Below are 25,992 nucleotides of genomic sequence, written 5' to 3' on the forward strand. Positions count from 1 at the left end.
ACACCTGGCCTTTTTCGCTTTGAGCCAGAAAATCTGGTGACAACAGCCATTGGAAGCAGCTTCCGAACGCTTAGCCCGCCCTTGAATTTTCTCTTCTAAGGCGACTGAATAAGCGTCCTGTATTTCTGCGGATGCATACCGGTATACTTCTTGAACACGGTGCTGAAATAAGTCGCATTCTCATAGCCGACCATTTCGGCGATTTCCAGGATTTTCAGATCGGGCGACTTCATCAGCTCCTTGGCCGCTTCCATCCGCACCTTCATCACATATTCCGTAATGTTTTCACCGGTCTCCTGCTTGAAGATCAGGCTGATATAGTTCGGAGACAGGAAGACCTCCTCCGATAACCGCGCAATCGTGATGTTTTCCATATAATTTTGGGAGATGATCGCTTTAATTTTATTGATCATGTGGCTGTTCTTCTGGTTATGCTTGGCGGCAAAATAACCGGTCAATTCCCCGAACAGCGACAGCAGCATCGCACGCAGCTCCGAAACATCGCGTTTCGCATAAACCTCGCCGAATCTGGCGGAGAAATCGGCCCCGGCCTGCTCGATGCTTTCGCCCATTTCGTAGAACGATTTGGAAGCCATATTAATCAGCTCGATACAAACGCTTTGCACATATCCGACAGGGCAATTGCGGTCTGCGCATACGGAATCAAAAATATCGTTCACCTTAAGCGTCGCCTCTTCCCGGTTGCCCAGCTTCATGGCATTGATGAGCTTGTTCTGGTCGTCGTACAGCTTGGGATATTCTACGACAAAGCGGTTCGACTTGAAATCGCTGATTTGCAGAATTGAATTTTTGCCGGTAAAAAATTTGTATTCGATGGCCGAGCGGGCTTCACGGTACGAATAGTGCAGTTGAAGCATGCTGTGCACAGGCTCGCCAATCCCTGCGGATATGGGAATTTTCAAATATTCATTGATGGAACCGATCATCTCCTGGCAGATATCGAGATGCCGGCTGGTGCCGGAGGCGACCGGATCGAACAGGACGACAAACTCATTCTCGTTCATGCAAAAAGCAATCCCCGCATCATGCCGGTTGACGATTTCCTCCATGATGTTGTTGATGGAGAAGCTCAGCAGCTGCCTGTTTTCCTCGTTGTACCGCTCGATCGCCTTCTCGTATTCGTCGATTTGGAACGCCGCCACGCAGCGCATGCTGGACAGATCGAGAGGAAGCTCGAAAAAATTCAGCTTGTCAAGCACCTCCTGCTCGCTCTTGTACATGCCAAGCATCAGATTGGCGAAGAATTTCTCCCGCAGCGCAGGCATATTTTCCTGCAGCTGACGCTTGAGGCGAATGGCAAGCTCCTCCCGGCTGCGCTCGGCCGCTATGGAGGCGACGACCTTGCTGACCGTTTCCTGCAACTCGGGAATTTTGATTGGCTTCAGGATATATCCGTCCGCCTTCAGGTTGAGCGCGGTCTGCGCATAATTAAAATCCTGCGCCCCGCTGATAATAATAATCCGGACCGGATCGCCCAGGTCCTTCAGCTTCAGCGCAGCCTCGAGACCGTCGATCATCGGCATGCGGATATCGGTGAGCAGAATGTCCGGCTTCAGCTCCAGGCATAGATCGAACGCTTCCTGGCCGTCTGCGGCGACTGCCGCGATTTCGATGCCCATCTCATCCCACGGAACGACTTCCTTCAAGCCTTCTCTTACATTGTATTCGTCATCCGCTATAATCATCTTCAGCATCTTCCACTATTCCCTCCAATGTCGTCAGACACGGAAACCTGACCGTGACGGTCACTCCCGGACCCTCATGACGGCTGTAATGAATCCCCGATTCCGCGCCGAACAGCTGTTTAATCCGGCGGTTCACATTAATCATGCCGAATGAGCTGCCGCTTCTTTTGCCGTCGTCTTCAAGCATGGCATTCAGCGCATCGACATCCGCTCCAATGCCGTTGTCGCTGATTTCGATGATGATCCAATTCTCCGACTTGCGGGCTTTAATGGCGATCATGCCTTTCCCGCGCCTTCTCTCAATGCCGTGAAGGAGAGAGTTCTCAACAAGAGGCTGCAAAATCAGCTTGACGGCATAATGGCCGTACACCTCCGGCTCCACCTCGATCGAATATTCCAGGCGTTCCTTGAAGCGCACCTGCTGGATCGACAAGTAGCTCTCCACCTGGCGGAATTCATCCTCGACACGGATTACATTGCGCCCTTTGCTCAAGCTGTAACGGAAGAAATCGGAGAGGGAGGTGACCATCTGGCTGATTTCCGGCACCTTGTGACGCAGCGCGATCCAATTGATCGAGTCCAGCGTATTGTACAGGAAATGCGGATTGATCTGCGCCTGCAGCGCCTGCAGCTCCGCTTCCTTCTTCTTGACCTCGCTTACGTACAATTTATTGATCAGTTCCTTGATTTGCTTTATCATCTTGTTATATTGACTGAATAAGTAGGTGAATTCATCCTTTCGCGAATATTGGATTTGCAGATCGAAATTGCCTTCCTGCGCATAGGACATCGATTTGATAAATTTGCGGATCGGACTCGTGATGTTATTGGACAGCAGCAGAGCGATCAGAAAGGCCAGAATCATGCACAGCGCCAATACGACATACATCACCTTGCGGAAGGAGACAAGCTTGCCGTTCAAGTCGTTGATGGGGGATATGGATACGACCGTCCAGTCGAACTCTCCGATATGCCGGTAAGAGACGAGCATTGTCTTGCCGTCCATCTGCTCTTCGAAGGATTCGGACTGTTGGCCAAGCTTATCGTTCATCAGCTTGCGGATATATGGCTCGGAGGACAGGTTGCGGTTCAACAACGACATATCGGGACTTACGACGACGCTGCCCTTGCTGTCGATGATAAGCACCGAGCTATTGACGGATGGCTTCAGCTGGTCGAGTATATGGTTGAAATCATCCACGTCGTCTTCAATGGTAAGCAGGCCGACGTAGGGAATGATCGCATTGTTCAGGCCGAACAGCCGCTTGGCCAGCATGATCGTGTACACATTGGGCTGTGCGGGTGAATTGGCATGAAGTCCGATAATGGAATAACGCGATTTTTGAGGCAGCTTGACGTACCACTGCTCCGTCTCGATTTGACTGATGATGGACACATTCCGGGAGAAATTGTACTGCAAATATTCCGGCCTGTCCATCATATACAGCTTTGATATATATTGATGCTGGTCATCTCTGGGCAAATCGTAGCTGTTGATGATTTTGTTCAAATTGGTCAGCTCATTCAGGATCCCGACTTGATCGATGGGTCGTTCGGCGGAAAGGATGTCGGTCATATCCGGATTCAGATAAATGGAATCGGCGATGCCGTTCATCTCTTCGAATTTTTTGAGCAGCATCGTTTCGACCATATTCAAGTTTTTTTGCACGGATACCTTGATGTTTTCCGTTATCGTCTGGTAGGATTCGTTGTAGATCGTCACGGAGATTATGGATGTCGGAAGAATGACCAGCAGCAGGAAGTACAGCAGCAGCCGGTATTTCAAGCTGATCGGGTAGAATGGATAATAGGCGGCCAATTTCCGGAACATATGTAATGCCTCCTTCGTCAGTAGATAAGCAATTTTATGCTGATTGAAAGCGTTTTACCGTCAGCTTGTCTCCATATTATAAGAGAAGGGACCGAATAAATGAACAAAAGCTTTCGTATGCGATTAACGAAATGGTTCCTTGCCGTCATTACGGCTGCTGTCCTATTGAGCGGATGCTCACAGAAGGAGAACGCCGTTCAGCCGGCAGATCCGGCAGGAGCGGACGAGCAAAGCAAAACAATTACCCTTGCCATTCAATCGAATGTGGAGACGAAGCCGATGGAAAGCCTGATCAATCAATTCAATGCGGCTCACCCCGGCTATACCGTCCAGTTATTAAAGCTTCCGCTCGACCGGTATGACGAAATCCTGAACATGCGGATGACCTCAGGCGAAGGACCGGATGTGTTTCAGCTCGATACAGGGTGGCTTGCAACGTACATTTTCAAAAACTGGCTGGTCGATTTGTCGACTGTCGTGGACAGCCAATTTCTGAACGCATTCCCCAAATGGGTAGTGGATTACACAAGGGAGAACAGCCACTTCTATGCGATTCCATCGGAAATCATGACGCTCCGGCTTATTTACAATAAGGAGCTGTTGAAGAGCGCCGGGTTGAATCCGGACAGTCCCCCGACTACTTTACAACAATTGAGAAGCGATGCCAATCAAATTTCCAAGGTGGGAACGGGGTACCGCAGGTACGGCTTCGCCCTTCCGGCAGGCGATGACGGGGCATTCCGCAAGGCGCTGGAAATGGCGGGCACGTACAGCGGCGTCTATCATTATGATTTCAGCAAGGGAAGCTACGACTTCACCGTTTATGAGTCCTGGTTTCAAACCATGCTGGCGATGAAAGAAGAAGGCGGTTTGTTTCCCGGGGAAACATCGCTGCAGAGCGACACCGCATTAACCCAATTCTCGGAAGGGAACATCGGGATGATGTTCGTGACCGACCGCGACTTCGCGCTTCTAAGCGGCATGAGAACGATGGATTTTCCGCTCGGCATCGCGATGCCGCCGTTATTGTCAGCGTCGGATAAAGGAAAGGGAGCCCTGATGGTCTCGCCGGAGTCGCCGTTCGTCATCAATGCGTACACGGAGCATGAGAAGGAGGCGGCTGATCTGTGGAAGCTTCTCCATTCAAGCAAGTTCATGGGTGCACAGTATAAACAAGGCTATACCATACCGGTCCTGAAAGATATTATCGATGATCCCGGGTACCAGCCGACATTGGACAACTTTGATCTATTTTTGCCCGGCCGTGAAGAATCGCCTTATCCGAAGGAACCCAAGTTTATTTTGCAGAATGAAACGACCCCGTTCTCCCCGAAAAATCTGGGCGACGGGCTGCGCATGAAGGCGTACAGGGATATTTTGCAGGGGATAGGTCCGCCGGAGGAAATTCTGGAGGAGCTGTCGCGGCAATATAATCATTCGCTGGACGACGCCGTCTCTAAAAATCTGATCAGCTTTAACGAATATGTGAACCCCAAGTTCGATCCACGGCAGCCATTAGGCGAAACACAATAGATTATTAAAAGTAGTCATAGATTATTTAATTCAGTTTCCGAGGAAAACAACCTATACTGAAACCGTAATCATTTACATCATAGCTGGAGGGGTTCCAATGAAACAAAGAAGAAGGCTTTTTTCTAGTATGCTTGCTCTCGTAATCGTGTTGACGATGGTGCTTGCAGGATGCTCGCAGAATGGCAATTCAGGCAGCAATGCAAAAGAGAGCGGAACAAGCAATACGCCAAGCGACAACACGCAGAATAATGCTAATGCGCCAGCGGCTGAACCGGAGAAGCCGGTTCTGGAGCCGGTTGAGCTGTCGATTTACTATCCGGGTACCGAGCAAAAAGACACAGTAGCAGTCGAAGAGGAATTAAACAATCAACTGAAAGACAAAATCAATGCAACGATCAAAATCCATGCGATCGACTGGGGAAGCTGGGCTCAGAAAATCAACCTGATGGTATCCTCCGGCGAACCGTTCGATCTGATGTTTACAGCAGGATGGGATAATTTCAGCGGTAATGTGGCCAAAGGAGCGTTCCTTGAACTGAACGACCTGATCGATCAATACGCACCCGAAACGAAAAAGCAAATCAATCCGTTTTATTTGACGGGCACAGCGGTAAAAGGAAAAAATTATGCAATTCCGGTTGAAAAAGAGCTTGCCAGCCAGTTCGGCATCGTTCTGAATAAATCGATGGTCGACAAATACAAATTTGATTTGACTACAATCAAAACATTTGCCGACCTTGAGCCAATGCTCCAAACGATCAATGAAAATGAACCGGATGTAACGCCATTCTGGGCCAACCGCAACGTTGTCGGCGATCTTCCGATTGAAGCTGTCGGCAATAACCAGGTCCCTGGCGCAATCATGATCGGCGACACGAATGCGAAGATCATCAACCAGTTTGAAACGCCTGAAATGAAGGATTTACTGAACCTTATGCGCAGCTGGAACCAAAAAGGATTCTTCCAGGAGGACCCTGCTACGAAGAAGGACGCCGCAGCAGCGAATAAAGCAGGCAAAGTGTTCGCGCAGTGGCAGCAGCTCAAGCCGGGCAAAGCTGCAGAGCTTAGCACGAGCTTCGGACAAGAGCTCGTACAGGTAGAGCTCACCCCGCCTTATACGACCAATGGCGACCTTAACGGATCGATGACCGCGATTTCCCGGACATCCAAAAATCCCGAACGCGCCATGATGCTCATCAACCTGCTGCATACGGATGCGAAGCTGGTAAATACACTGGTTAACGGCGTTGAAGGCAAGCATTATGTGAAGTCCAGCGACAATATCATCAAACTGCCTGATGGCGTACAGGCAGGAGGAAGCGGTTATTCACCGGGTATCAACTATATGTTCGGCAACCAGTTCCTTAATTATCTGTGGGATAATGAAGACCCGCAAAAATGGGAGAAATTCCAGGCCTTCAATGACTCTGCAACGCAGTCCGCGCTGCTTGGCTTCAGCTACGATGCGGAGCCTGTAAAAAATGAAGAGTCGGCTATCGTTAATATTTTCGAAGCTTATATTGACGGCTTGACGACAGGTGTCATGGATCCGGCCAAAGATCTGCCGGTTTTCCTCGATAAAATGAAAAAAGCCGGTTCGGATAAAGTGCTGGCCGAGAAGCAAAAACAGGTTGACGCATTTATGGCAGCCAAATAAAATAATCCTTCATTGAGCATTCAAGCATCTCAGGCCGGCAGCCTACAGCCGGTTTGGGATGCTTGTTTTTGCATGCCCGGAAAGCCAATAGATATTTTAAAGCTTTCATAGATTGTTTTATTCAAGAACCTGACCGTGAATTATAAAATGAAAGTACAACATACAAAAAGAGGAGAGGCTTGACTGCATGAGACGCAATTTTCTGTTTAGAATCTTCCGATACCGCGCTTTATTTCTGATGCTGCTTCCTGCAGCGGCAATATTGATTTTCAACAATTATATACCGATGTTCGGGGTCATTGTCGCCTTCAAGAACTATAATTTCGACGGGGGCATATTGGGGAGTCCATGGGTCGGATTGGAGAACTTCAAATACCTGTTTCAGACGGAAGACGCCTGGAACGCGACCCGCAATACGGTCCTGTACAATGCGGTATTCATCTTCCTGAACACGGCAGTCGCCATTTTCCTGGCGATCGCGCTGAATGAATTAAGGAACCGCAAAATGGCCAAATTTTTTCAAAGCAGCCTGCTGTTTCCCTACTTCCTTTCGTTTGTCGTCGTCAGTTATCTGGTATATGCCTTTATTGGCGGAGGCTTCGGCTTTCTCAACAAAGCGATCCTCGAACCGCTCGGGTTTGATTCCATCTCCTGGTACAGCGAGCCCAAATATTGGGTCTACATTTTACCGCTTGTGAATCTGTGGAAAAACGTCGGCTACACCATGGTCGTCTATCTTGCGGCAATTGTCGCGATCGATCATGAATATTATGAGGCAGCCGTCATTGATGGCGCTTCAAAATGGCAGCAGATCAAGAAAATCACAATTCCGCTCATGCTTCCGGTTATTATCGTCATGGTCATTTTGCAGGTCGGCCGAATCTTCAATGCGGATTTCGGATTATTCTTCCAGGTTCCGCTCAACTCCGGACCGCTTTATCCAACGACCAACGTCATCGATACCTTCGTCTACCGGTCCTTCCTGCTGACCGGAAATGTAGGGATGTCGGCAGCAGCCGGATTCTACCAGTCGATCGTGGGCTTGATCATCGTCTTTGCGACCAACATGGCGGTACGTCGAATCAGCAAAGAAAACGCAATGTTTTAAATTCCGCTGAAATCGACAGGCTGCGCATGCGCAGCCGTCTTCCGATCGCTGTTGTCCCCAGATTTCCCTGAATTTATAAATTCTTTAGAGGTGGAAATCCCGTGGACAAAGGCGAACGCTTACGCTTCTCCAGACTATTTCCGCCTGCTCCGCCGGTTAATCACCGGATTTACAAACAAATGCTAATGAACGCAGCGCATGCGGAAACATCTTCCGCCCGCTTCGCTATCTGCTATTAGATCACAAGCTTTTAGGAGGAACAAGAGAATGTCTACCAACAGTCATGAAGCCGCAGGGCGCGTCAATGAATCGCAATCGTACAATTACAGCAACAAAATCTCGACAGGCTCGAATGTGGCGCTGAACGTTATGTTCTGGTTAATCAGCCTCGCATGTTTGTTTCCACTGCTGCTGGTGGTGTCCGTATCCTTCACGGACGAACGGTCCATTGTGGAATTCGGCTATAATATCATTCCAAAAGATTTCACCCTGTATGCATATGAGTACTTGTTCAAGGATGCGGAGAAGATCGTTCGCGGATACGGAATTTCGATCCTCGTGACCGTCATCGGTACGGTGATCAGCCTGATTGTTACTTCCTTGTTCGCTTATCCGATTTCCCGAAAAGATATGCCTTACCGGAACTTTTTGGCGTTTTTCGTTTTTTTCACCATGCTCTTCCACGGCGGACTTGTTCCCTGGTACCTGACGTACTCTGCTGCCGGATTGAAGGACACGTTGGCGGCGCTGATTATTCCGCTGCTCGTCGCGCCTTTTAATATCATCATTATGCGTATTTTCTTCATGAATACGATTCCGGATTCGCTTATCGAATCGGCCAAAATCGACGGCGCGGGGGAATTCAGAATCTATGCAAGAATTATTCTTCCCTTGTCCCTGCCGGTTATGGCGACGATTGGTCTTTTCCAGACCTTGGCCTATTGGAACGACTGGTATACGAGCATGGTGTTCATTAACGACGACAAATTGGTCAGCCTGCAGTACCTGATGTACAAAGTAATCACACAGATCCAGTATTTGAATTCCGGCATGGTGGATGCCTCGGTAGCCGGAGGAGAGCTGGCGAAGGTGCCTACAGAAACGGTGCGGATGGCGATGGCCATCATCGGTATCGGTCCGATCATATTCGTTTATCCGTTCCTGCAAAAATATTTTGTAAAAGGATTGACGGTAGGAGCGGTGAAAGGCTAGTACGGTGAATAGGTACACAACGATTGCGAACATTCATACGAAATGGAAAGGTGACACGATGAATTATCAATTAAACGACTTTGCTTTTGACCTGCGGGCCAGCCTGGCTCCGGAGAATCATATATGGGTCTGCAGCGGTTACAGCACCGTCGCTCCCATGGCGAATACCGTAACGGGAATTAAAGGCTTATATTCGCCTCCGTTTGCGGCTGGCGATGTGGAGCTGCTGCTGGATTTTGAAGCTGACGGCCATCTCGTCAGCGATACGGGAAACCGGGGGAAAGGGGACTGCGGCTTTCTGTATTCGGGCGCGCAGTGGCGTCCCGATCGGATTGAGCGTACCGGAACCTACCACTATTTTGTCGACGGCCGGTTAATATCGCTGTCTGCCCACAGTTCTCTGGTCCCGCTGGCGGACCGGCCGGGATTTATGATAACGGTGCGGATCGGCAATCGTACCGATCGAACGATAGAAGTGAGCGTCAAGCTGAAGCTTGTGCCCGGCCGACTCGGTTATCAGCCGCTTGGAGATTGGGATTATGGTCATCCTTCCCCAGGTGAGCCTGTCCAGGCAATCGATACGGGGATATGGGAAAATGAGCGGGTGCGAATGACATTATTTAATGAAGAAATACAACCGTCATCCCTGCTTCCCGGACAAGAGGCCGTCTTCCGGCTGGCGGTCGTATTGTCGGCCAGCGGCGAAGCATGCGCTACTCCCGACGATCTCTCCCGGTGGGAGCGGAGAACGGAAGCGGTATGGCAGGAACGCGTCGACCGAATGTGTGAATCCATCCCCCGGCTTACCAGCGATATTCCCGGGCTTGAGGATTATTACCGCCGTTCGCTGGTGAGCGGTCTGGTCTGCATGTGGGAGCATCCGGATTTTGCCATGCAGCCGTTTCCGGTCGTGTCGGGCATAGAGGGAGCCGGGATCTGCTGCTATCCATGGGATGCCGGAGGATATGCCGGCAGGACGCTGGCGATGATGCTGGGAAGCGATAAATTGCTGAAGTTTGCGAGGCTTATGGCTAATAGCGGGATTGCCCGGCATTCAAGATTTTCACCTGACGGCCAGGGCAGGGATGTCCCGTATGCATACAGTCTCTGGTCGTTCTTCAATTTGGTATGGAGCAATTTGCAGCAGCATGGAGAGGGACATGAGCTGTATGATATGCTGCGGAAGCTGCTGCTGGATGACGAAGAAAGGCTCCCTGTCTGGAATGAACTGCTGGATTACGGGAAGCAGCATAATTTGCTGGAAATGAGAAGCGCCGCACACGAGCATGTTGTCTCCAGTCCCAATGCCGAACGGGCATGGTGCTATGACCGGCTGGCGGATCTGGCGGAACGGCTGGGCGATGGGGAAGCCGCCCAGTGGCGTGAAAAAGCGGAACGGATCCGCAGCTCGATCAAGGAACATCTGTGGGATGAGAAAATCGGCTGGTTCCTCTGCCGGTATCCGGATGGACATATGGAAGAAGTATATTCGATCCAGGCTTACGATACGCTAAGAATGGGAGTATGCACCGAAAATATGGCAGATGCTCTGCTGACTCATTTGCGCGACGGAGCGTTTCTGGCTCCGTACGGCGTAAGCAGCATATCGGCGGAGGATACGGTTCATTACGAGCTGAATGATCCGGACTGGTCCGGCGGAGGCAGCTATACCGGGGAAAGCACTGTTCTTGCCCTTACTTTATGGGAAATCGGCAAGCCTGAGCTGGCTTGGGATGTGCTGAAAAGATTGTTCTGGATGGGGCGGCATCTGCCCTATTACCCTCAGGAGCATTATTGCGACCGTCCTGCCGTGCCGGGTCACAAGCGGGCAAACGTCATCGCAGGGCTGGGCGGAGCTGAAGCCATTTTGTTCGGTATGGCCGGCTTGACGCCCAAGCCTGACGGAGCGCTCACCGTGTTCCCGCAGCCTTCTCAAGAAGGAAGCATTTCGATTACAGGCTACCGTTACCGGGGACAGCTCATTGATGTTCATATGAGGCCGGGATATTGCAAGGTCGTCAAAGATGGCGTTACAACGTATGAAGGAGCGCCTGCTCCCTGCGAGATATAGAATCCACCGATTGAAGTGATGACGCCGGTTCCGTACCGGCGTCATTTTGCTGTCCAGGCGGTTTTTCATTGTCCGCTGAATGGGTTCTTGACCATCCCGCTGATGGAGGTATTTGATTGGCAACAAAAAAAAGCCCGAATGATATCAGACTTTCTTGAAATATCAGAAAGGATAAATTTGTCCACATCTTTTCTGATATTTTATGGGAAGAAACTAACTTTGCCGCCAAAGGACGGCTTCAGCCATTTCTTCTTAGGGATCTAGATGCAGTTCAAACTAATTTACACCGCTTGCTATTTCGCTCTGTGAGTTATCTATAACATCAGGGTCATTCGTGTTCGTGGCGCTTAAGGCGTTATTGGAAATGGCCACACAGCCGGTTAAAAATGCGCCGGAACCAGCATATGACTTTGATGTACTGGAGGGGGACAATTGAACAGCATCGCCGTATTGAACAACAGAACTGGAGCTTACGCTATTAATATTGGAAATTCCAATTACAACGGGCATTATTCTTCACTCCTTCTTCAACCGTTTGATATTCCATCATATGCTGCAAACGCCCAGCGGTTCCGTCTGCTTCAATTCGACTCTTCACCAAAGGCCTCCATATATTGGCGCCCGAAGGATTCGCAGATGCGGATCCTTTTTTGTCTGCCTTTCGTTATATGACATTTGTCATCCGCAAGACATTACATTCATGAATACCAGCCTGATGCTTGTTTCGGTAAGATGAAGTCAGTAAAGCGTCACCGCAAACCTGTTGATATAACGCGGGGAACACTTAAAATCGAAGGGAGATTTTCAATTATGTCACAACAAGCATCAAGTACCATCCCCGGAGCCGCAGTACGCGGAACTGCATCGGGCGTTCTATTTATGGCGGTTTTTGGCACACTCTGGGCGTACACGGGAATCATGGGGCTGCAAGGATGGGGAATGCCTTTGGTGCTGTTAGCTGCTGCCGTAACCGTAGGTATCGTGCTCTGCATTGGCGGCGGTTCGCTGATTCGCGCCTCGCGGAAACTAACGATTCAAGTCAAGAAGGGTGATTCCAGGGGAGGCAAGCGCGTAGGGATCTGGTTTAATATCATTTTCGCAGCCGAGGGTGCGGCAATCGGGATTTCGGCAGCCATCTGCAGTCATACCCATCACACGGATCTTATACCTCTTGTAACAGCCATTATTGTCGGTGTTCATTTCTTCCCGTTGGCTTCTCTTTTCAAGGTCAGACTCTATCATATTACAGGCGCACTTCTATGCTTGCTCGCTATTGGAACTTGGCTGTTTGTGCCGGTGAACGTGATGCTGGGAGATCATCAGATCAGTGCATTTATGTCTGTGGTTGGACTGGGCTCTGCCTTGATCCTCTGGGGAACCAGTGTGGTCATTTGGCAAATGGGAAGAAGACTGCTGGGAAGGGCAGTATGAAGCAAGAAGAAATGACTAAGGTCTGACGGCTAAGCCAAGTCACGACGCCACCAACATGCGCCATAATTTGCTCCGCGTGCCGTCTGAACAAATCTCAGCGATTTAGAATGCACGTTGGGGCATAGAAGTTTTCTTTCGAGGGATCAAGCAATATCTCAATGTATCACCTTATTTGGCATAATGGAGAATGTCGTTAAAATTTATACATAATTAAAAACCTTTAAACATCAATTAGAATTCATTTTATTTTTTTTGTGAAGTTCATGATTTGTTGCCCAATCATGCATAGCTGTTAAAATAGGTTCTAAAGTTTTGCCGTATTCGGTAATTGAATATTCAACTTTTGGGGGAATTTGAGGGTAAACTTTACGCTTGACAATATCTTCTTCCTCTAATTCCCGGAGTTGATTGGTTAACATTTTTTGCGTAATCCCGGGCAAACTACGTTTTAACTCGCTAAAACGCTGAGTACCTTCCACCAATAAATGCAATAAAATAAGCGATTTCCATTTACCGACTATTATGCTTAAACCATCCTCTACACGACATAATTCAAACTGTTTATCCATAACAGCATCTCACCTTTAGTATCTTTTTGTATACTATACCACTTTAAAGTACGCTCTTACATTATTGAACCGTATACTACATAGTAACATTGTGAAGGAAAGATTGAAAGACAGACGCATATGCTAGCATTCCTATCGACAAAAACGCAGAAACAACACAGGATGAATAGAGAGGCTGGTAAAAAGTGAAAAAATACCGTATCGATAAAAGCAAGGGATTGGAATTTGGTATTTATACGTTAGGCGATCACCTTCCTAACTATCACACTGGAAAACGAATATCTTCTGAGCAACGCATCCATGAAATCATTGAATTAGCTAAGTTAGCCGATCAAGCAGGCATTGATTTTTTTAGCGTGGGCGAAAGCCATCAGGAGTATTTTACAACTCAGGCTCACTCTGTTGTTATAGCAGCCATTGCTCAGGCGACAGAAAAAATTAAAATAGGAAGCTCCTCGACCATTATCAGCACGTCCGACCCCGTTCGCGTGTATGAGGATTTCGCGACCATCGATCTTATTTCCAAAGGACGCGCAGAAATTATTGCCGGTCGTGGATCCCGAGTAGGCCTTTTTGATTTATTAGGCTACAATGTTCGTGATTATGAAGAGCTGTTCGAAGAAAAATTTGAACTGTTAGTGAAGCTAAACGAGGAAGAGATTATTACATGGGACGGTCAGTTTCGTGCTCCCTTAAAAAATGCCAAGGTTTCCCCCCGTCCTAAAAACGGCTCACTGCCGATTTGGCGTGCTGTAGGAGGGCCTCCTGCAAGTGCAATTAAGGCCGGTTATGCCGGCGTTCCTATGATGCTTGCTACATTAGGCGGTCCTGCTTCCAGCTTTAAGTTATCCATTGATGCCTATCGGGAGGCTGCGAAGCAGAATGGCTTTGATCCAGAGCTTCTTCCGGTTGCAACAGCAGGCCATTTCTATGCTGCCGAAACAACACAGCAAGCGCTGAGCGAAGCCTATACACATACTAACGTTGGAGTTGAGCTGCTTACCGGAAGAAGCTTTCCAAAACAGCATTTTGCTCAGGGAACCGATATACGTGATGCCATGATGATTGGAAGTCCACAGCAAATTATTGAAAAAATGCTCTATCAACATGAGTTGTTTGGTCATCAGCGTTTTATCGCACAAATTGATTTTGGCGGTGTTCCATTTGAAAATTTAGCAAAAATAATTGAGCTGATTGCAACGAAAATTTTACCGGACGTACGAAAGCATACAGCAAAGTAGAATGGAATTAACCATGAAAATAGTTGGATTATCGGGTTCAAAAGTTGACACAAAAACGCGCACGGCAATGGGCTATACAATAAAATCATACGCTGAAAAAATATCCAGACTCAGAAATAACACTTATAGACTAGGCTTCGTATAACGATAATTTAGTGATAGGCACCAAGCCTGCTTCCATATATCTATCTATTAAAAAAGGGCTCTTGTAACTCCTGAAACAGCCATGGCGCATGAAACATGCTTTTCATATATATATTATCTGATGATATTATGAAAAGGACGTTGATGCTGCCATGAGTTGTCATATTGGGTTGGTGATAATCGGTAAGAACGAAGGAACGGTCGTTTTTGGAAATGTCAAAAACCTTTCTACATCTTCGAATTCCGGCTCCGAGGAAGAGAATTCGGATACAGATACAGATACGGATACAAGTTATGATCAGGATACCTGCTGCTGCACCAGTGGAGTTCCAACAAATAAGAAGAAGTGCCGGGCAAAAAGAAAATAATCTCTTAAACTTGATTCTGCAGCATCATTTTCAAATGGCGGGATTGTAGTATGATTTAACGAAACGCTCAGCAGCTGCCCTTGTTGTTGCTTCAACGGATATAGTGTGAGTCAATTGAGGGCTGCCGCGAGGCAGCTTTTTGCTTCTCTCAAAGCGGCAATTGCGATGCGGGAGAGACTCTTACAAAAACAGGTATTGCACCATGGATATATATCAATGGTATTATCTAATTACGTTAAAAGCTGCATGGAAGGGTGATTGCTGTTGGAATTTACGTATCTGAAAACCTTTCGCGAGGTAGCAAAATGGGGAAGTTATACACGCGCCGCCGAAGTATTGGGATACGCCCAATCGAGCATTACGATGCAGGTCCAGAAGCTTGAGGAAACCTATGGGACGGTTCTGGTAGAGCGATTCGGTCGAAATATGAAGCTGACGATTGCCGGCGAGGCTCTTCTGCTGTATGTGAACGATATATTAAGACTTCACGAGGAATCAAAGGAAGTTGTTTCACAACAATCCAGAGGGACACTCTCCATTGGAACGATCGAAACGTTGGCTGCTTATGTTCTTCCTCCCCATCTTCAATCGTACCGCCAGCAATATCCCGGAATCAGTGTGACGATTCAACCGGCAAACGAGCCCTTTATTATTGAAGCCGTAAAAGAAGGTGCTCTGGACATCGGAATTATTATGGATCCGCCTTTTGCCGACCCCGAACTTCACAGCAGCATCCTGAGAGAAGAGGAACTGGTCGTAATTGTTGCCCCAACCCACAGGCTTGCCGGTCATAGCGAAATTCAGGTTCAAGATTTCGAAAGCGAATCTTTGATTTTGACCGAAGATGGCTGTACGTATCGGGCATTGCTGCTCAAAACGTTAAAAAGCAACCAGGTAAATTATACATTATCCTACGAGTTTGGTAATCTGGAGGCGATCAAGCAGTGCGTCATTTATGGACTTGGGATTGCTTTGCTGCCTCGCGTCGTGGTTGTTGAAGAGATTCAGAAGGGTCAGGTTGCGGCCATCCCATTTGTCCATCCCGATTTTAAATTCTATTCACAGCTTGTTTACTCCAAAAAAAAGTGGAAATCCAAAGCTTTTCTCGGGTTTCTGGAAATTATTTTCGGAACCAATTATCAAAATCATTGAACTATGGCTTCGATTTCTATCGATAACTCCATTTGCAGGGGCTGTGCTATAGTTAATTCAAGTCATTCGCCGGCTTGAATGCAAATCCCTGACGGAGGCAACGAATATGAATAATACCCCCCATCTATCTCTTGTACTTGAAAAGCCCGCTGCTTTGCCGGAGGATGCCCATCGGCATTTTATGAACAAGCTATCGCTCGAAACGGACGCAGCAGATGTCCGCCATGATTTACAGCTTGGCATTAACGGCTTCCGGCTGATCGATGTCCGCAGCACCAAGGCTTATGAAGAATGCCATATTCCGGGTGCCATCAATCTTCCATCCAGCCAAATCAATGAAGAGACAACCGCATCTTTTTCCAGAGATCTGGTGATTGTTGTCTATTGCTGGAGTCCTGCTTGCAATGGCGGGACAAAAGCCGCTGCCCGCCTCTCCGGACTTGGTTTCAAAGTCAAAGAGATGCTCGGCGGGATCGAATATTGGCGGAGGGAAGGCAATGAGGTAGAAGGAAGTTTAGGACAAGCGGCTCCATTGATTGGATAGAATGAGATATAACTTTACCCGGACAAAATGGCGCATCTGGAAGGCTCTGCTCCTCACATACTGACAAGTGCACCGCTTAGAATAGACATTGGATTAATCCCATGGTTTATCCGATGAAATCTAAGGGGTGCATTTTTAATGCCAGTGAAAAAGAGACGCCACTATTTATTGAAGTTCCTAGTATGACTAGTTGTAAACGCACCAAGCGAATTCGTAAATCATGGGGGCGGCAGAACAGCGCCAACCTGTGCATTGCGTCCAGCATATGGTAAGATTGTTATAGAATTCGATTCAGTACAATTCATGAAAACCATTCTGATTCAAACGAAAACCTGCTCGCCTCGTGGCTGGCGAGGTTTATAAAAAATAGGACTCAAGTCATTTACATAAACTAGGCCATGCTAGATGTTTGGCTAAAAGGGAGGGCTTAGAATGGGCATATCTGCAGCAATGATCGTCAAGGATTCTGAGCGCTGCCTATTAAGGGCGCTTGAAAGTATTATAGACGCTGTCGATGAAATTATTATTGTGGACACCGGATCGACCGACCGGACAACTGACATTGCACGATCCTTCGCCGAACAGCATGAAAATGTCAAGCTTTTTCATTACAAATGGATCGAGGATTTTTCCGCCGCAAGAAACTTCTCTCTCTCTCTGGTATCACATGACTGGGTATTCGTAGTGGATGCAGACGATTATTTGCCACCGGAGCACCGAGATAAACCAAGAGCCTACACCGAACGAATGGATCGGACTGGAGATCGGGCAGCTTTATACATCGTCTATGACAACACAGTTGGAGGGCGGATTACATCGACTTACGAGGATGCATATCTCCGGATTTTTCCGGCTGGGTTGCGGTACATGGATCCGATTCATGAGTATGTTGATACCGGGCAGATCCGAAAGATGAAATCGGACATACATCTGCTGCATGATGGCTACGATCCTGATGTTACGGATACCATGCAAAAAACTAAACGAAACCTGATTCTTATGCAAAGAGCACTCAAGGCTGATAAGGATAACGCAAGACTCTGGATGCAGCTTGGCCGTGAGATGAAGCCGTTCGACAAAGTAAAGGCCCGACGATACCTGGACATTGCAGAGGAAAAATCCAGGGGTAATGCGTGGCTCATTAACTGGATTAACAAGTCACGTGAAGGGCTTTAATAGTAATTATCCTAATGTCAATCGGATTGACACGTTAAAGAGCAGGCCGCTGGGCTATTCACCACCGGAAATGATAAAACATTTGATTCTGCGGGATGAAATAGATTCGATGACGTTAAATCCTGTAATCTGGTCATTGGTTCATGAGTTAGGCTTGTCTTGAATAATGAGCAAATGCCGGCAAGGATAGGGAGGACAATAATAATGACGCAATATACCGGTGTTGGAGCAACGAACGAGCATGCTCGGTTAATCATAGACAGCTATGAGAGATTAACGGGCACTTCTCTCCTGGACGAAGCACCCGAATCCGGCAAGGAATTCGATCAGCTGTATAATCGGCCGTTCGTGATATTGTCCCATGGACTGGAGGCCGATCCAATCTTGAATTTCGGCAACCGGGCGGCACAGGAGCTGTGGGAAATGGACTGGGACATGTTTACAAGCACCCCGTCGAGACTGACTGCAGAGCCGATGGAGCGCGAGGAGCGGGCAAGCTTTCTTAAAGCCGTCAGCGAAAATGGCTATGTCGACAATTACACGGGAATCCGGATTTCCAGCAATGGCCGGAGATTCTACATCATGCAGGCGACTGTGTGGAATCTTATTGACGACAAGGGTATAATCCATGGGCAGGCTGCTGCTTTCCGGGAGCATCGTTTTATTTGATTTGAAGACTTGAAATAAACAGATACGATAAAAAGCAGCCAAATCGGCTGCTTTTTTGCTGGCAAGCTGACAAGAAGAGTCCAGCTCACCATGTTCATTCCGTTTTTGGATCGGCCTTATCAGCCGCCTTGTCCTTCATGAGGTGGGGTCATGTTTTATACTGGGAGATATTTTGTATAATAAGAAGGAGCTGCGGCGGGCTTGCTGAGACTGGAGTATAACAGCTTCCTTGTAGCGGAGGATCCTGATCTGATGCTGACTGTTTGTACACCTGATATTAAGTCGGATACCCAAGAGAAGGTAATGGGTTTGATGCAGTAGAATTTCAGCTGAACGATATAAGCATGTGCAGGGGGAAAACTGATGAATCTTGTAAATGGACGAAAGACCGGTTATGGACCAATACTATTATGCGGGAATGAGGTGCTCGCGATTGCTGGAACGTAAGGAGCGTGTAGAACGAAGGGATGCCCGGGAACGCAGGCAGCTGATCTTGCAGAAGGCGTCTGAGCTGTTTGCCGAACATGGAGTCGAAAATGTCAGCATGCGGCAAATCGCAAGGGAGGCAGGAGTAGGACAAGGCACCTTGTACCGGAGCTATGCCCATAAAGGCGAGTTGTGCCTGGATTTGATCGAGGAGCAATGCATTCGCAATCATGAGAAGATGGCAGGTTATCTCAAGGAGAACAACAATGAATCTCTCCGGGTGCGTCTGGAGGTTATTCTGGAATATCACCTTATATCCCTTCAGGAAAATTCCCATGTGCTGGCCGCCATACAAGCGCCGACTTCCGAGGAACGGCAGAACGTGACCTTTCATACCCTGCATTATGAATTGGTGCATTCGGTCATCCATGGCTTGTTTCAGGAGTATATCGAGACGGGCGGTGAAAAACAGCTTGATCCTGTTTATATGGCGGACTCCATCATGGCGACGCTTCGTCCGGATGTTTATCTGTTTCACCGGCAGCATCGCAACTATTCGGCGGAGGAAATCAGGAGCAAGCTGTTCCAGATTTATATTGATCCTATTTTTGGAGGGCACTCGGACCCCCAATAACAGCTGATTATATACAGAGATTAATGAAAGTCCGCATAAATGCGGGCTTTTTTTGCACTGAATGATCAAAATGGATCAAAAAATATTATAAAAAGATTATTAGATATTGTAAATTCAATCATTATTATTGAAACTTATTGTTTTGTTTGATATATTCTACTCGGAATTCAGCATTTATTATAAAAAATGGAAGGTTGTGATTGATATCGATCAATTTATTTGGATGTGACACCCTTGAGGAAAAGAAAGAAGGTATGGGGAAGAACTCGATTGGTGAGAAAATTCATTTATAGCGGGAGGAATCGTGAATGTTGATTAACCGGTTACTGAACTCATTAAGAAGACCTGTTATTTTCCTGGTTGTGCTTGCAGTAGGGGCAACAACCGTGCCTCTTAATGCCATGGCTTTGCAAGAGCAGGCAATGACGCAGCCGGATTTGGTAAGCTCCCAGGCAACTATCATGAATTCGCAGTGGATTGAAGTTTACCTGCGTGAGAATGAGTATAACAGCTCCAATGTATCCAATACCGCTTATTATTCGATCAGCAGCAGCACCGACCCTGATTTTTCATCCGCGATACATCCGGCTGCCGTCCAGAATCGTTACTACCCCGAGGATGCCCCATATCTGTCCACTACAGACACGCCGCGTCTGAACATGATCTATCGGATCTATTTGCAGATGCCGAGCGGAACGAATTTAAAGGAAGGCCACTCCTACAATGTAACGGTAAGTCCTGCTGTGGTTAATGTCCCGGGAATGTCGGCTGATTTTGACTTGTCTGAGCCGAATCCGGTTATTCATGTCAACCAGGTCGGTTATGGAGACGGAAGCCCGAAGGTAGCCTATATGTCCTGGTGGACCGGTCAAGGCTCCATTTCCTTCAATGACGCGATCCCGTTTCAGATCATCAATGAACAAAACGGCAGTTCTGTATACAGCGGCGACATTGCATTGAAGAAGACAGCCGCCCAGGAAAAATGGTCCAAAAGCGATGTGTATGAAATGGATTTCTCTGATTTTCAGCAGGAGGGAACCTTCCATCTGTATATTCCGGGTGTGGGCGTGTCTTTTCCTTTTGAGATCAGCAGCACCATCTATTCGGACAATATCGGTTACACCCTAATCCGCGGTTTGACCATGCAGCGTGACGGCGACCATGGCTTGGACGATCCGGCTGTCACCCATTGGACCCGTCCCGCTGCGCATCTGGACGATGCTGTCGACCAGGCAACGGGGCAGCGTGTCGATCTGGTAGGCGGTCATATGGACGCAGGAGACCGCGGCAAATATCCCATCAATGTAGCGACAACTTCCAGCACGCTGCTTGCGGCGGCCCAATTATTTCCTGATCAGATCGAAACGCTTGGCGAGTCTCTGGAAATTCCGGAATCGGACAATGGCGCTCCGGACTTCCTGGATGAGCTTGTGTACGAATTGGATTATTTGAGAAAAGCCGTCATGAACACCTCCAAAGAAGGCGCACTCCCGCGTTTTCTGCGTCCGGCAGGCGGGGGATATGAACAGGGCTTTGCTCCTGAAGGCGCGACAGGCCGGGTGTTCTTCTCCGCAACCGAAGGTCCTTTGAAAGCCGAAACGTTGTACGCTGCAGGTGCTCTGGCTATGGCCTACAACACTCCGCTGCTGCATGAATATTATCCCGCTGCCAAGCTGGAAGGTTATAAACAAGCGGCCTTGAAGGCCTTTGGGGCTTTTGAAAATCATGCAAACGACAACGCATTCTGGAACAGCAATCTGGGTTATGACGTTTATACCGCCGGTATTCACACCTGGTCCGATGAAATGCTGTTTGCTGCTTCCAATCTGCACAAAATAACCGGAGAGAGCAAATATTTGGCATGGATCAACAGCGAGCTTCCCGCTAATCTCGGCGCTGAACAAAAACGTTGGTCCTGGGATAATCAAGGACCGTGGTTAGTTGCTTTTCTTGGGTTGTACAACGATTCCAATTTGAGCGGTGCTGTCCGCCAGAACGCTTACAATGCCATTCTGGAATGGGCTGATACGATCATGAGTGCGAACAATCAGGCTCCATACGGGGTGCCGATGGTGGATTCCACGTATACGAGCGTAGGATGGTATTTTTCAGGCAGTCAAATTGCTTTTCCCATGAGTGTGGCTTATGGTGTCAGCCGGCTGCAGAAATATAAAAACCAAATCGCGACGACGTGGAATTACCTGCTCGGCTCCAATCCGCTCAGCGAGTCTTTCATAAGCGGAATGGGCGACCCTGAGCACAGGCCGCGCTGGCTGGTGCATGAAATATCCCAATACAATTATGCGCAATATTCCTTGGGCAACGGCGGATGGAGCGAGATGATTCCGGGTATTCCCAACAGCGACCTGCAGCAGGGCAATTTCCCGGCATATTTCGCAAATGACCCATGGAACAATGCGCGCCGTGAAAAATGGTTTCCGGCACTTGGAAGTTATCCTGCTCTGTACCGTTATTCCGACTCCTGGAATGTACAAAATGAATTTGTTATCGCCAATGTTGCCCATAACGCGGCTTCCATTATTCCGCTTATCGCTGTTGATGGGGGAGACCCCGGAGATACGACGCCTCCGGCGGTACCGACCGGACTTACGGCAGATGCTGGAGATTCTCAAATCACGCTGAGCTGGAATGCGAGTAGCGAGAGCGATCTGGAAGGATATAATGTGTATGTTAATGGTGTCAAAAAGAATACCAGCCCGTTAACAGCAACCGGTTATACAGCTGCTGGGCTTGCTAATGGTACGACGTATGCCTTGACCATAACCGCCGTGGATCAAAGCGGCAACGAATCGGCGCATTCTGCGGCAGTACAGGCTGCACCGGAAGCGGATATTGGCAGCACGGTGTCCAGCAAAGATATCGGGACAGCCGCCGCCGTGCCCGGAACGACTTTCGTGAACAGCGGCGAATACACAGTAACCGGAGGCGGGGAAAGCTTCGCAACAATACCGGATGGCTTGCGCTACGTCTATCGGAGTGATTTGACAGGCGCCTTCTCCATCTCGGCCAAGCTTGAATCGGTCAATGCTGACAATCCGGCGAAAGGCATGGCAGGTGTCATGATACGGCAGGGTACCGGGGTCGATGATGTATATGCGGCACTATTCGTTCGCAATGGGCAGCTCATCGCCCAGTACCGCAAAGGCGGGCCTTGGTCGGAGGAGGTACTGAACAAGGCGGTCACGGGGCCGATTTGGCTCAAAGTCGAACGTCAATCGGCATTAAATCTGATACGGACGTATACTTCTTCTGACGGAATCAACTGGACGTTGAACGTCACGACCAAGTCCGGCGAAACACAGGATACCACGGCTAACTTCTGGGCATGGCATGAAGCCGGTACGGAGCTGAATGCGGGTGTGTTCGTCTCAGCCGCGGAAGCCGGTAAATCGGTGTCGGCTGTATTCAGCAACATTAAGGATACAGCATCCTGGCCGAATACGCCTTGATCATCATCTCATTTTGATATCCAAATGATTGCGTAATTAAGACTTTGACCCGGGCTGCGATTTTCGAAAGCAGGCTCGGGTCAAAGCTCTATATTAAGCGGTGCGCGAGAAAAACCGCAAAAAAAAGAGCCCGACCGGGCTCGCAAAGCGCAGGAAAACCGTATCATGCAATCAGACAAGCGTCACCAAAATGCCCCTGCTCCTGAGAGTCCGGACGTCTTCCTCGGGCGCCGAATTGTCGGTAATAATATGGCCGATTTTATCGATGCTGCAGACAAATGCGGCAGTAATAACCCCGAATTTGCTGTGATCGGCAACGAGATGCACTTTGTTGGAGTGTTCAATCATGTTTTCCTTGATCCGTGCCGTCGAGAGATAGGCATCGGTAACGCCTTGTTTGATGTCGATACCGGAAGTGCCAATGAAACAAATATTGGCGCGAAACATCGAGATCATTTTTTCGGCGACCGGACCCACAATACTGTCCATATTCGTCTCGCCAAGCGTCCCTCCGCAAATCACGACGGAAACGTCCTTCTTATCTTTAACGGAATGCAGCTTGTAGGCGATCTCCAGGCTGTTCGTTATAACGGTTATATTGGTCTTGCCTACAAGATGCTCGGCGATTTGCCGATTGGTCGAGCCTGCGTCCATAAAGATGGTGTCGCCATCCTTAACCAGCTCTGCTGCAGCCTTGGCAATCCGGATTTTTTCGTTCAGGAAGGGCAGGGGAGGCTTTTTTTCGTCCAGACGGCCGTCTTCCGCCTTTTTCTTATAGATCGCCCCTCCATTGATTCGAACGATATCACCGGATTGTTCCAGTATCGTCAAGTCGCGGCGCACGGTTGCAGGTGAAACGCTCAGCTCGCTGCACAGCTCTTCAATGGTTTTGAACGGTTCATGCTTCAAAATCCCGATGATTTCTGTATGTCTGGTTCTTGTTTTCATTTCGTGGCTGCTCCTAATTCAATAAATGGATTTCAAAACGATTGATCGTTACCGAATTTACAACAGATTAATTAAATATACCATTGCCATGATGAAATTCAACTGATTTATGCCGAATCATCGAGGGAAAAATGAATTTTTTGAAAAAATGATTATTAATGATCAATAAATAAAAATATTTGACTCTTATACATCATAAAATGCATTGACTTTTGATCGGATGTTAACTAATCTAAGGATCATGCGGGGTGAAAATCTTTAGCTCAGACTCGTAACGTCCAGCAAAATACCGACGAAAGTGGTGGAGGCCATGCCGGAATTATTGATATTGGGTACAAGCGCGGGGGTGTCGACGGCCAACCGCCATCATTTCAGCATGGCGATCAAGAAGGACGGCCGGCTGTATGTGATCGATTGCGGCTGCCCGGTGAGCATGCTGCTGAAGAAAATGGGAGAAGATCCGAAAAATATCGAAGCGGTGTTTCTGACGCACTGGCACCCCGATCATGCAAGCGGCCTGCCGATGCTGCTTCAAGATCTGCAGCTGACGCACCGGTCGGAGCATCTGCCGGTTTACGGCCCTGAAGGCACGATCCGCAAAGTGAAATTGCTGCAGAACATATTCATCATTCCTCAGGATATTTATCCTTATCAGCTTGAGGCGGTTGAATATAATGAGGATACGTTATTCGAGCGCGACGGGCTGAAAATCAATTTTTTCAAAACGAAGCATCTCGCTCAAGATGCCTGGAGAAAAATAGATGATAAGCATGGCAATGAAATTGCTCCAGTCGCATACGGCCTGGTGATTCATATAGACAACAAAAAAATAGTCGTCAGCGGGGATGTATTGTCCTCCCAGGACCTGGTTCACGTCCTGCATGATGCCGATCTGGTCATTCATGAGTTTGGGCATATTCATCCTGAGAAGCTGAATCATTTCCTGAAAGAACAGCAAATTTCCAACCTGCTCATTACCCATATCCATCATGAGTGGGATTTGAAGACGGAAGAGCTGCAGCGAATCGTCGGGGCGGGGCACCCAGGCGAAGTTCAAGTGGCTCATGATCTTATGAGAATCATCCTGTGACGGAGGGGAATTAATGATGATGCACGATGAGCAGACAAAGATTACTTTTTTTGGCACTTCCGGCGCTGTTCCCGAGGTTGGCGGGGACTCGCCGACCTTTCTGATCAACGACAAGTATCTGGTCGATACCGGCTGGTCGGTTATCGACAACCTGCGAAGCAGAGGCCATGACCCGCTGCAGCTGGAGTATCTGATTTTCACTCATTTTCATCATGATCACTACATGTCGCTGCCGTCCCTGCTGTTTTATTATCTGATGCGCGGCAGACCGCTGGAAGAGCTCAAAATCATCGGACCGGCGGAAGATTTGCATCTTATCGTGAGACGGGCGATCGATTTTCTGCATGCCGAACGCTATGGCTGGGCCAATCTCTCTCCGGTCTTGATCCCGCTCACGCCGGGAGAAGCCTATGAAGAGGAGAACTTCCGGCTCGATACATGCTCGACTGCTCATCCTGTTCAGGGTTTATGCTATCGCTTCCTGGATAAGAAGAGTGGACGGATGTTCTCTTTTACCGGAGATACGGCGTTCCATCCGCCGATTATCGAACATGTAAGAGGAAGCGCCCTGCTTATTCACGAATCGGCGCTTGGACCCATTGCCGCAAACCCGGATAAAAATGACTACATGCATTCCGGTGCTATCGATGCGGCTGCGATCGCGGAAGAGGCCAAGGTCGGCAAGCTGCTGCTGCTTCATGGATCCGCCCAAATCGCGGAGCCATGCGTCCAGGCCGCAAAGCAAATTTTTTCTGGAGAAGTGCAGTGGCCGAAGGACGGACAGACGTACATAATTTAATACGCGATAGGGAGCAGCGTGCCGCGGGGCAGCTGCTTTTTTTTCTACGTTTGCCCAATTAACGATCAAGTACGTTGTTCGAGACACTGCAGGTACATGTTGGGATTCCGGCGGAAGCGAAGTCGGTTTGTTCCTCCGTAATTCGAGTCTCCCAATGCGTACGCTCCTCAAGATAGGCGGCGTACTCCACTTGTCGGAGTCGCTTCAGGGGAT

Annotated in this window: 20 protein-coding genes; 15 read left to right on the forward strand and 5 right to left on the reverse strand. The window is 48.5% G+C overall.

Features of this window, described 5'->3' with window-relative positions; all coding sequences use genetic code 11:
- Positions 1 to 95: 95 nt before the first annotated feature.
- Both ACFOLF_RS33830 and ACFOLF_RS33835 read right to left on the reverse strand, forming a co-directional pair.
- Entirely contained in the window at positions 96 to 1,715 is a 1,620-nt protein-coding gene (locus tag ACFOLF_RS33830) for a response regulator transcription factor (RefSeq protein WP_210046467.1), read from the reverse strand.
- Complete coding sequence (locus ACFOLF_RS33835) at positions 1,690 to 3,537, reverse strand: cache domain-containing sensor histidine kinase (protein ID WP_210046466.1); 1,848 nt, start codon at positions 3,535 to 3,537, stop codon at positions 1,690 to 1,692. Before ACFOLF_RS33835 ends, ACFOLF_RS33830 begins: the two co-directional genes overlap by 26 nt.
- Positions 3,538 to 3,636: 99 nt before the next feature.
- Between ACFOLF_RS33835 and ACFOLF_RS33840 the strand changes: the two genes are divergently transcribed.
- The 5 genes from ACFOLF_RS33840 (at position 3,637) to ACFOLF_RS33860 (ending at position 11,118) form a co-directional block, all read left to right on the forward strand.
- The gene (locus ACFOLF_RS33840) at positions 3,637 to 5,070 is read left to right on the forward strand and encodes an ABC transporter substrate-binding protein (protein ID WP_210046465.1); all 1,434 of its coding nucleotides are present in this window, start codon (positions 3,637 to 3,639) and stop codon (positions 5,068 to 5,070) included.
- Positions 5,071 to 5,167: 97 nt separating this feature from the next.
- Positions 5,168 to 6,727: an ABC transporter substrate-binding protein gene (locus ACFOLF_RS33845; RefSeq protein WP_210046464.1), complete on the forward strand. Its 1,560-nt coding sequence runs from the start codon at positions 5,168 to 5,170 to the stop codon at positions 6,725 to 6,727.
- 187 nt (positions 6,728 to 6,914) lie between these two features.
- Positions 6,915 to 7,835, forward strand: a complete 921-nt coding sequence (locus ACFOLF_RS33850; RefSeq protein WP_210046463.1) for an ABC transporter permease — start codon at positions 6,915 to 6,917, stop codon at positions 7,833 to 7,835.
- A gap of 267 nt (positions 7,836 to 8,102) precedes the next feature.
- Positions 8,103 to 9,047, forward strand: a complete 945-nt coding sequence (locus tag ACFOLF_RS33855; RefSeq protein WP_210046462.1) for a carbohydrate ABC transporter permease — start codon at positions 8,103 to 8,105, stop codon at positions 9,045 to 9,047.
- Positions 9,048 to 9,051: 4 nt separating this feature from the next.
- Positions 9,052 to 11,118 carry an MGH1-like glycoside hydrolase domain-containing protein gene (locus tag ACFOLF_RS33860; RefSeq protein ID WP_210046461.1) on the forward strand — a complete coding sequence of 689 codons (2,067 nt, stop codon included), beginning with the start codon at positions 9,052 to 9,054 and terminating at the stop codon, positions 11,116 to 11,118.
- A 276-nt stretch (positions 11,119 to 11,394) separates the two neighbouring features.
- Here the strand turns inward: ACFOLF_RS33860 and ACFOLF_RS33865 are convergent, their stop codons facing one another.
- Complete coding sequence (locus tag ACFOLF_RS33865; protein WP_210046460.1) at positions 11,395 to 11,628, reverse strand: spore germination protein; 234 nt, start codon at positions 11,626 to 11,628, stop codon at positions 11,395 to 11,397.
- Positions 11,629 to 11,928: 300 nt separating this feature from the next.
- Between ACFOLF_RS33865 and ACFOLF_RS33870 the strand changes: the two genes are divergently transcribed.
- Positions 11,929 to 12,549 (forward strand): DUF7010 family protein, encoded by a 621-nt coding sequence (locus ACFOLF_RS33870; RefSeq protein ID WP_210046459.1) that lies wholly within the window; start codon positions 11,929 to 11,931, stop codon positions 12,547 to 12,549.
- A gap of 227 nt (positions 12,550 to 12,776) precedes the next feature.
- On the opposite strand, the gene ACFOLF_RS33875 is transcribed toward ACFOLF_RS33870, so the two are convergent.
- On the reverse strand, positions 12,777 to 13,118 hold the full coding sequence (locus ACFOLF_RS33875; protein ID WP_210046458.1) for a winged helix-turn-helix transcriptional regulator: 342 nt from the start codon (positions 13,116 to 13,118) through the stop codon (positions 12,777 to 12,779).
- Between the two features lie 185 nt (positions 13,119 to 13,303).
- Between ACFOLF_RS33875 and ACFOLF_RS33880 the strand changes: the two genes are divergently transcribed.
- From ACFOLF_RS33880 to ACFOLF_RS33910, 7 genes are all read left to right on the forward strand, one after another.
- On the forward strand, positions 13,304 to 14,359 hold the full coding sequence (locus ACFOLF_RS33880) for an LLM class flavin-dependent oxidoreductase (RefSeq protein WP_210046457.1): 1,056 nt from the start codon (positions 13,304 to 13,306) through the stop codon (positions 14,357 to 14,359).
- A 776-nt stretch (positions 14,360 to 15,135) separates the two neighbouring features.
- Positions 15,136 to 16,023, forward strand: a complete 888-nt coding sequence (locus tag ACFOLF_RS33885) for a LysR family transcriptional regulator (RefSeq protein ID WP_210046456.1) — start codon at positions 15,136 to 15,138, stop codon at positions 16,021 to 16,023.
- A 106-nt stretch (positions 16,024 to 16,129) separates the two neighbouring features.
- Entirely contained in the window at positions 16,130 to 16,567 is a 438-nt protein-coding gene (locus tag ACFOLF_RS33890) for a rhodanese-like domain-containing protein (protein WP_379113633.1), read from the forward strand.
- 432 nt (positions 16,568 to 16,999) lie between these two features.
- Positions 17,000 to 17,743, forward strand: a complete 744-nt coding sequence (locus ACFOLF_RS33895; protein WP_210046455.1) for a glycosyltransferase family 2 protein — start codon at positions 17,000 to 17,002, stop codon at positions 17,741 to 17,743.
- A 204-nt stretch (positions 17,744 to 17,947) separates the two neighbouring features.
- On the forward strand, positions 17,948 to 18,412 hold the full coding sequence (locus tag ACFOLF_RS33900) for an MEKHLA domain-containing protein (RefSeq protein ID WP_210046454.1): 465 nt from the start codon (positions 17,948 to 17,950) through the stop codon (positions 18,410 to 18,412).
- Between the two features lie 433 nt (positions 18,413 to 18,845).
- The gene (locus ACFOLF_RS33905) at positions 18,846 to 19,472 is read left to right on the forward strand and encodes a TetR/AcrR family transcriptional regulator (RefSeq protein ID WP_210046453.1); all 627 of its coding nucleotides are present in this window, start codon (positions 18,846 to 18,848) and stop codon (positions 19,470 to 19,472) included.
- A 308-nt stretch (positions 19,473 to 19,780) separates the two neighbouring features.
- Positions 19,781 to 22,942 (forward strand): glycoside hydrolase family 9 protein, encoded by a 3,162-nt coding sequence (locus tag ACFOLF_RS33910; RefSeq protein ID WP_210046452.1) that lies wholly within the window; start codon positions 19,781 to 19,783, stop codon positions 22,940 to 22,942.
- Positions 22,943 to 23,113: 171 nt separating this feature from the next.
- On the opposite strand, the gene ACFOLF_RS33915 is transcribed toward ACFOLF_RS33910, so the two are convergent.
- Positions 23,114 to 23,890, reverse strand: a complete 777-nt coding sequence (locus tag ACFOLF_RS33915; protein WP_210046451.1) for a DeoR/GlpR family DNA-binding transcription regulator — start codon at positions 23,888 to 23,890, stop codon at positions 23,114 to 23,116.
- Positions 23,891 to 24,200: 310 nt separating this feature from the next.
- On the opposite strand from ACFOLF_RS33915, the gene ACFOLF_RS33920 reads away from it, so the two are divergent.
- Both ACFOLF_RS33920 and ACFOLF_RS33925 read left to right on the forward strand, forming a co-directional pair.
- On the forward strand, positions 24,201 to 24,980 hold the full coding sequence (locus ACFOLF_RS33920) for an MBL fold metallo-hydrolase (protein ID WP_210046450.1): 780 nt from the start codon (positions 24,201 to 24,203) through the stop codon (positions 24,978 to 24,980).
- A 13-nt stretch (positions 24,981 to 24,993) separates the two neighbouring features.
- Complete coding sequence (locus ACFOLF_RS33925; protein WP_210046449.1) at positions 24,994 to 25,779, forward strand: MBL fold metallo-hydrolase; 786 nt, start codon at positions 24,994 to 24,996, stop codon at positions 25,777 to 25,779.
- Positions 25,780 to 25,992: the final 213 nt, after the last annotated feature.

Origin of the sequence: Paenibacillus sepulcri (assembly GCF_042647105.1) — a bacterium.
In the GTDB taxonomy this organism is placed as follows: domain Bacteria; phylum Bacillota; class Bacilli; order Paenibacillales; family Paenibacillaceae; genus Paenibacillus_Z; species Paenibacillus_Z sepulcri.

Coding starts and splice junctions, on each gene's coding strand:
- ACFOLF_RS33830 (WP_210046467.1), bottom strand. CDS start 1,715: ATGCTGAAGATGATTATAGCGGATGACGAATACAATGTAAGAGAAGGC.
- ACFOLF_RS33835 (WP_210046466.1), bottom strand. CDS start 3,537: ATGTTCCGGAAATTGGCCGCCTATTATCCATTCTACCCGATCAGCTTG.
- ACFOLF_RS33840 (WP_210046465.1), top strand. CDS start 3,637: ATGAACAAAAGCTTTCGTATGCGATTAACGAAATGGTTCCTTGCCGTC.
- ACFOLF_RS33845 (WP_210046464.1), top strand. CDS start 5,168: ATGAAACAAAGAAGAAGGCTTTTTTCTAGTATGCTTGCTCTCGTAATC.
- ACFOLF_RS33850 (WP_210046463.1), top strand. CDS start 6,915: ATGAGACGCAATTTTCTGTTTAGAATCTTCCGATACCGCGCTTTATTT.
- ACFOLF_RS33855 (WP_210046462.1), top strand. CDS start 8,103: ATGTCTACCAACAGTCATGAAGCCGCAGGGCGCGTCAATGAATCGCAA.
- ACFOLF_RS33865 (WP_210046460.1), bottom strand. CDS start 11,628: ATGCCCGTTGTAATTGGAATTTCCAATATTAATAGCGTAAGCTCCAGT.
- ACFOLF_RS33870 (WP_210046459.1), top strand. CDS start 11,929: ATGTCACAACAAGCATCAAGTACCATCCCCGGAGCCGCAGTACGCGGA.
- ACFOLF_RS33875 (WP_210046458.1), bottom strand. CDS start 13,118: ATGGATAAACAGTTTGAATTATGTCGTGTAGAGGATGGTTTAAGCATA.
- ACFOLF_RS33890 (WP_379113633.1), top strand. CDS start 16,130: ATGAATAATACCCCCCATCTATCTCTTGTACTTGAAAAGCCCGCTGCT.
- ACFOLF_RS33895 (WP_210046455.1), top strand. CDS start 17,000: ATGGGCATATCTGCAGCAATGATCGTCAAGGATTCTGAGCGCTGCCTA.
- ACFOLF_RS33900 (WP_210046454.1), top strand. CDS start 17,948: ATGACGCAATATACCGGTGTTGGAGCAACGAACGAGCATGCTCGGTTA.
- ACFOLF_RS33910 (WP_210046452.1), top strand. CDS start 19,781: ATGTTGATTAACCGGTTACTGAACTCATTAAGAAGACCTGTTATTTTC.
- ACFOLF_RS33915 (WP_210046451.1), bottom strand. CDS start 23,890: ATGAAAACAAGAACCAGACATACAGAAATCATCGGGATTTTGAAGCAT.
- ACFOLF_RS33920 (WP_210046450.1), top strand. CDS start 24,201: ATGCCGGAATTATTGATATTGGGTACAAGCGCGGGGGTGTCGACGGCC.
- ACFOLF_RS33925 (WP_210046449.1), top strand. CDS start 24,994: ATGATGATGCACGATGAGCAGACAAAGATTACTTTTTTTGGCACTTCC.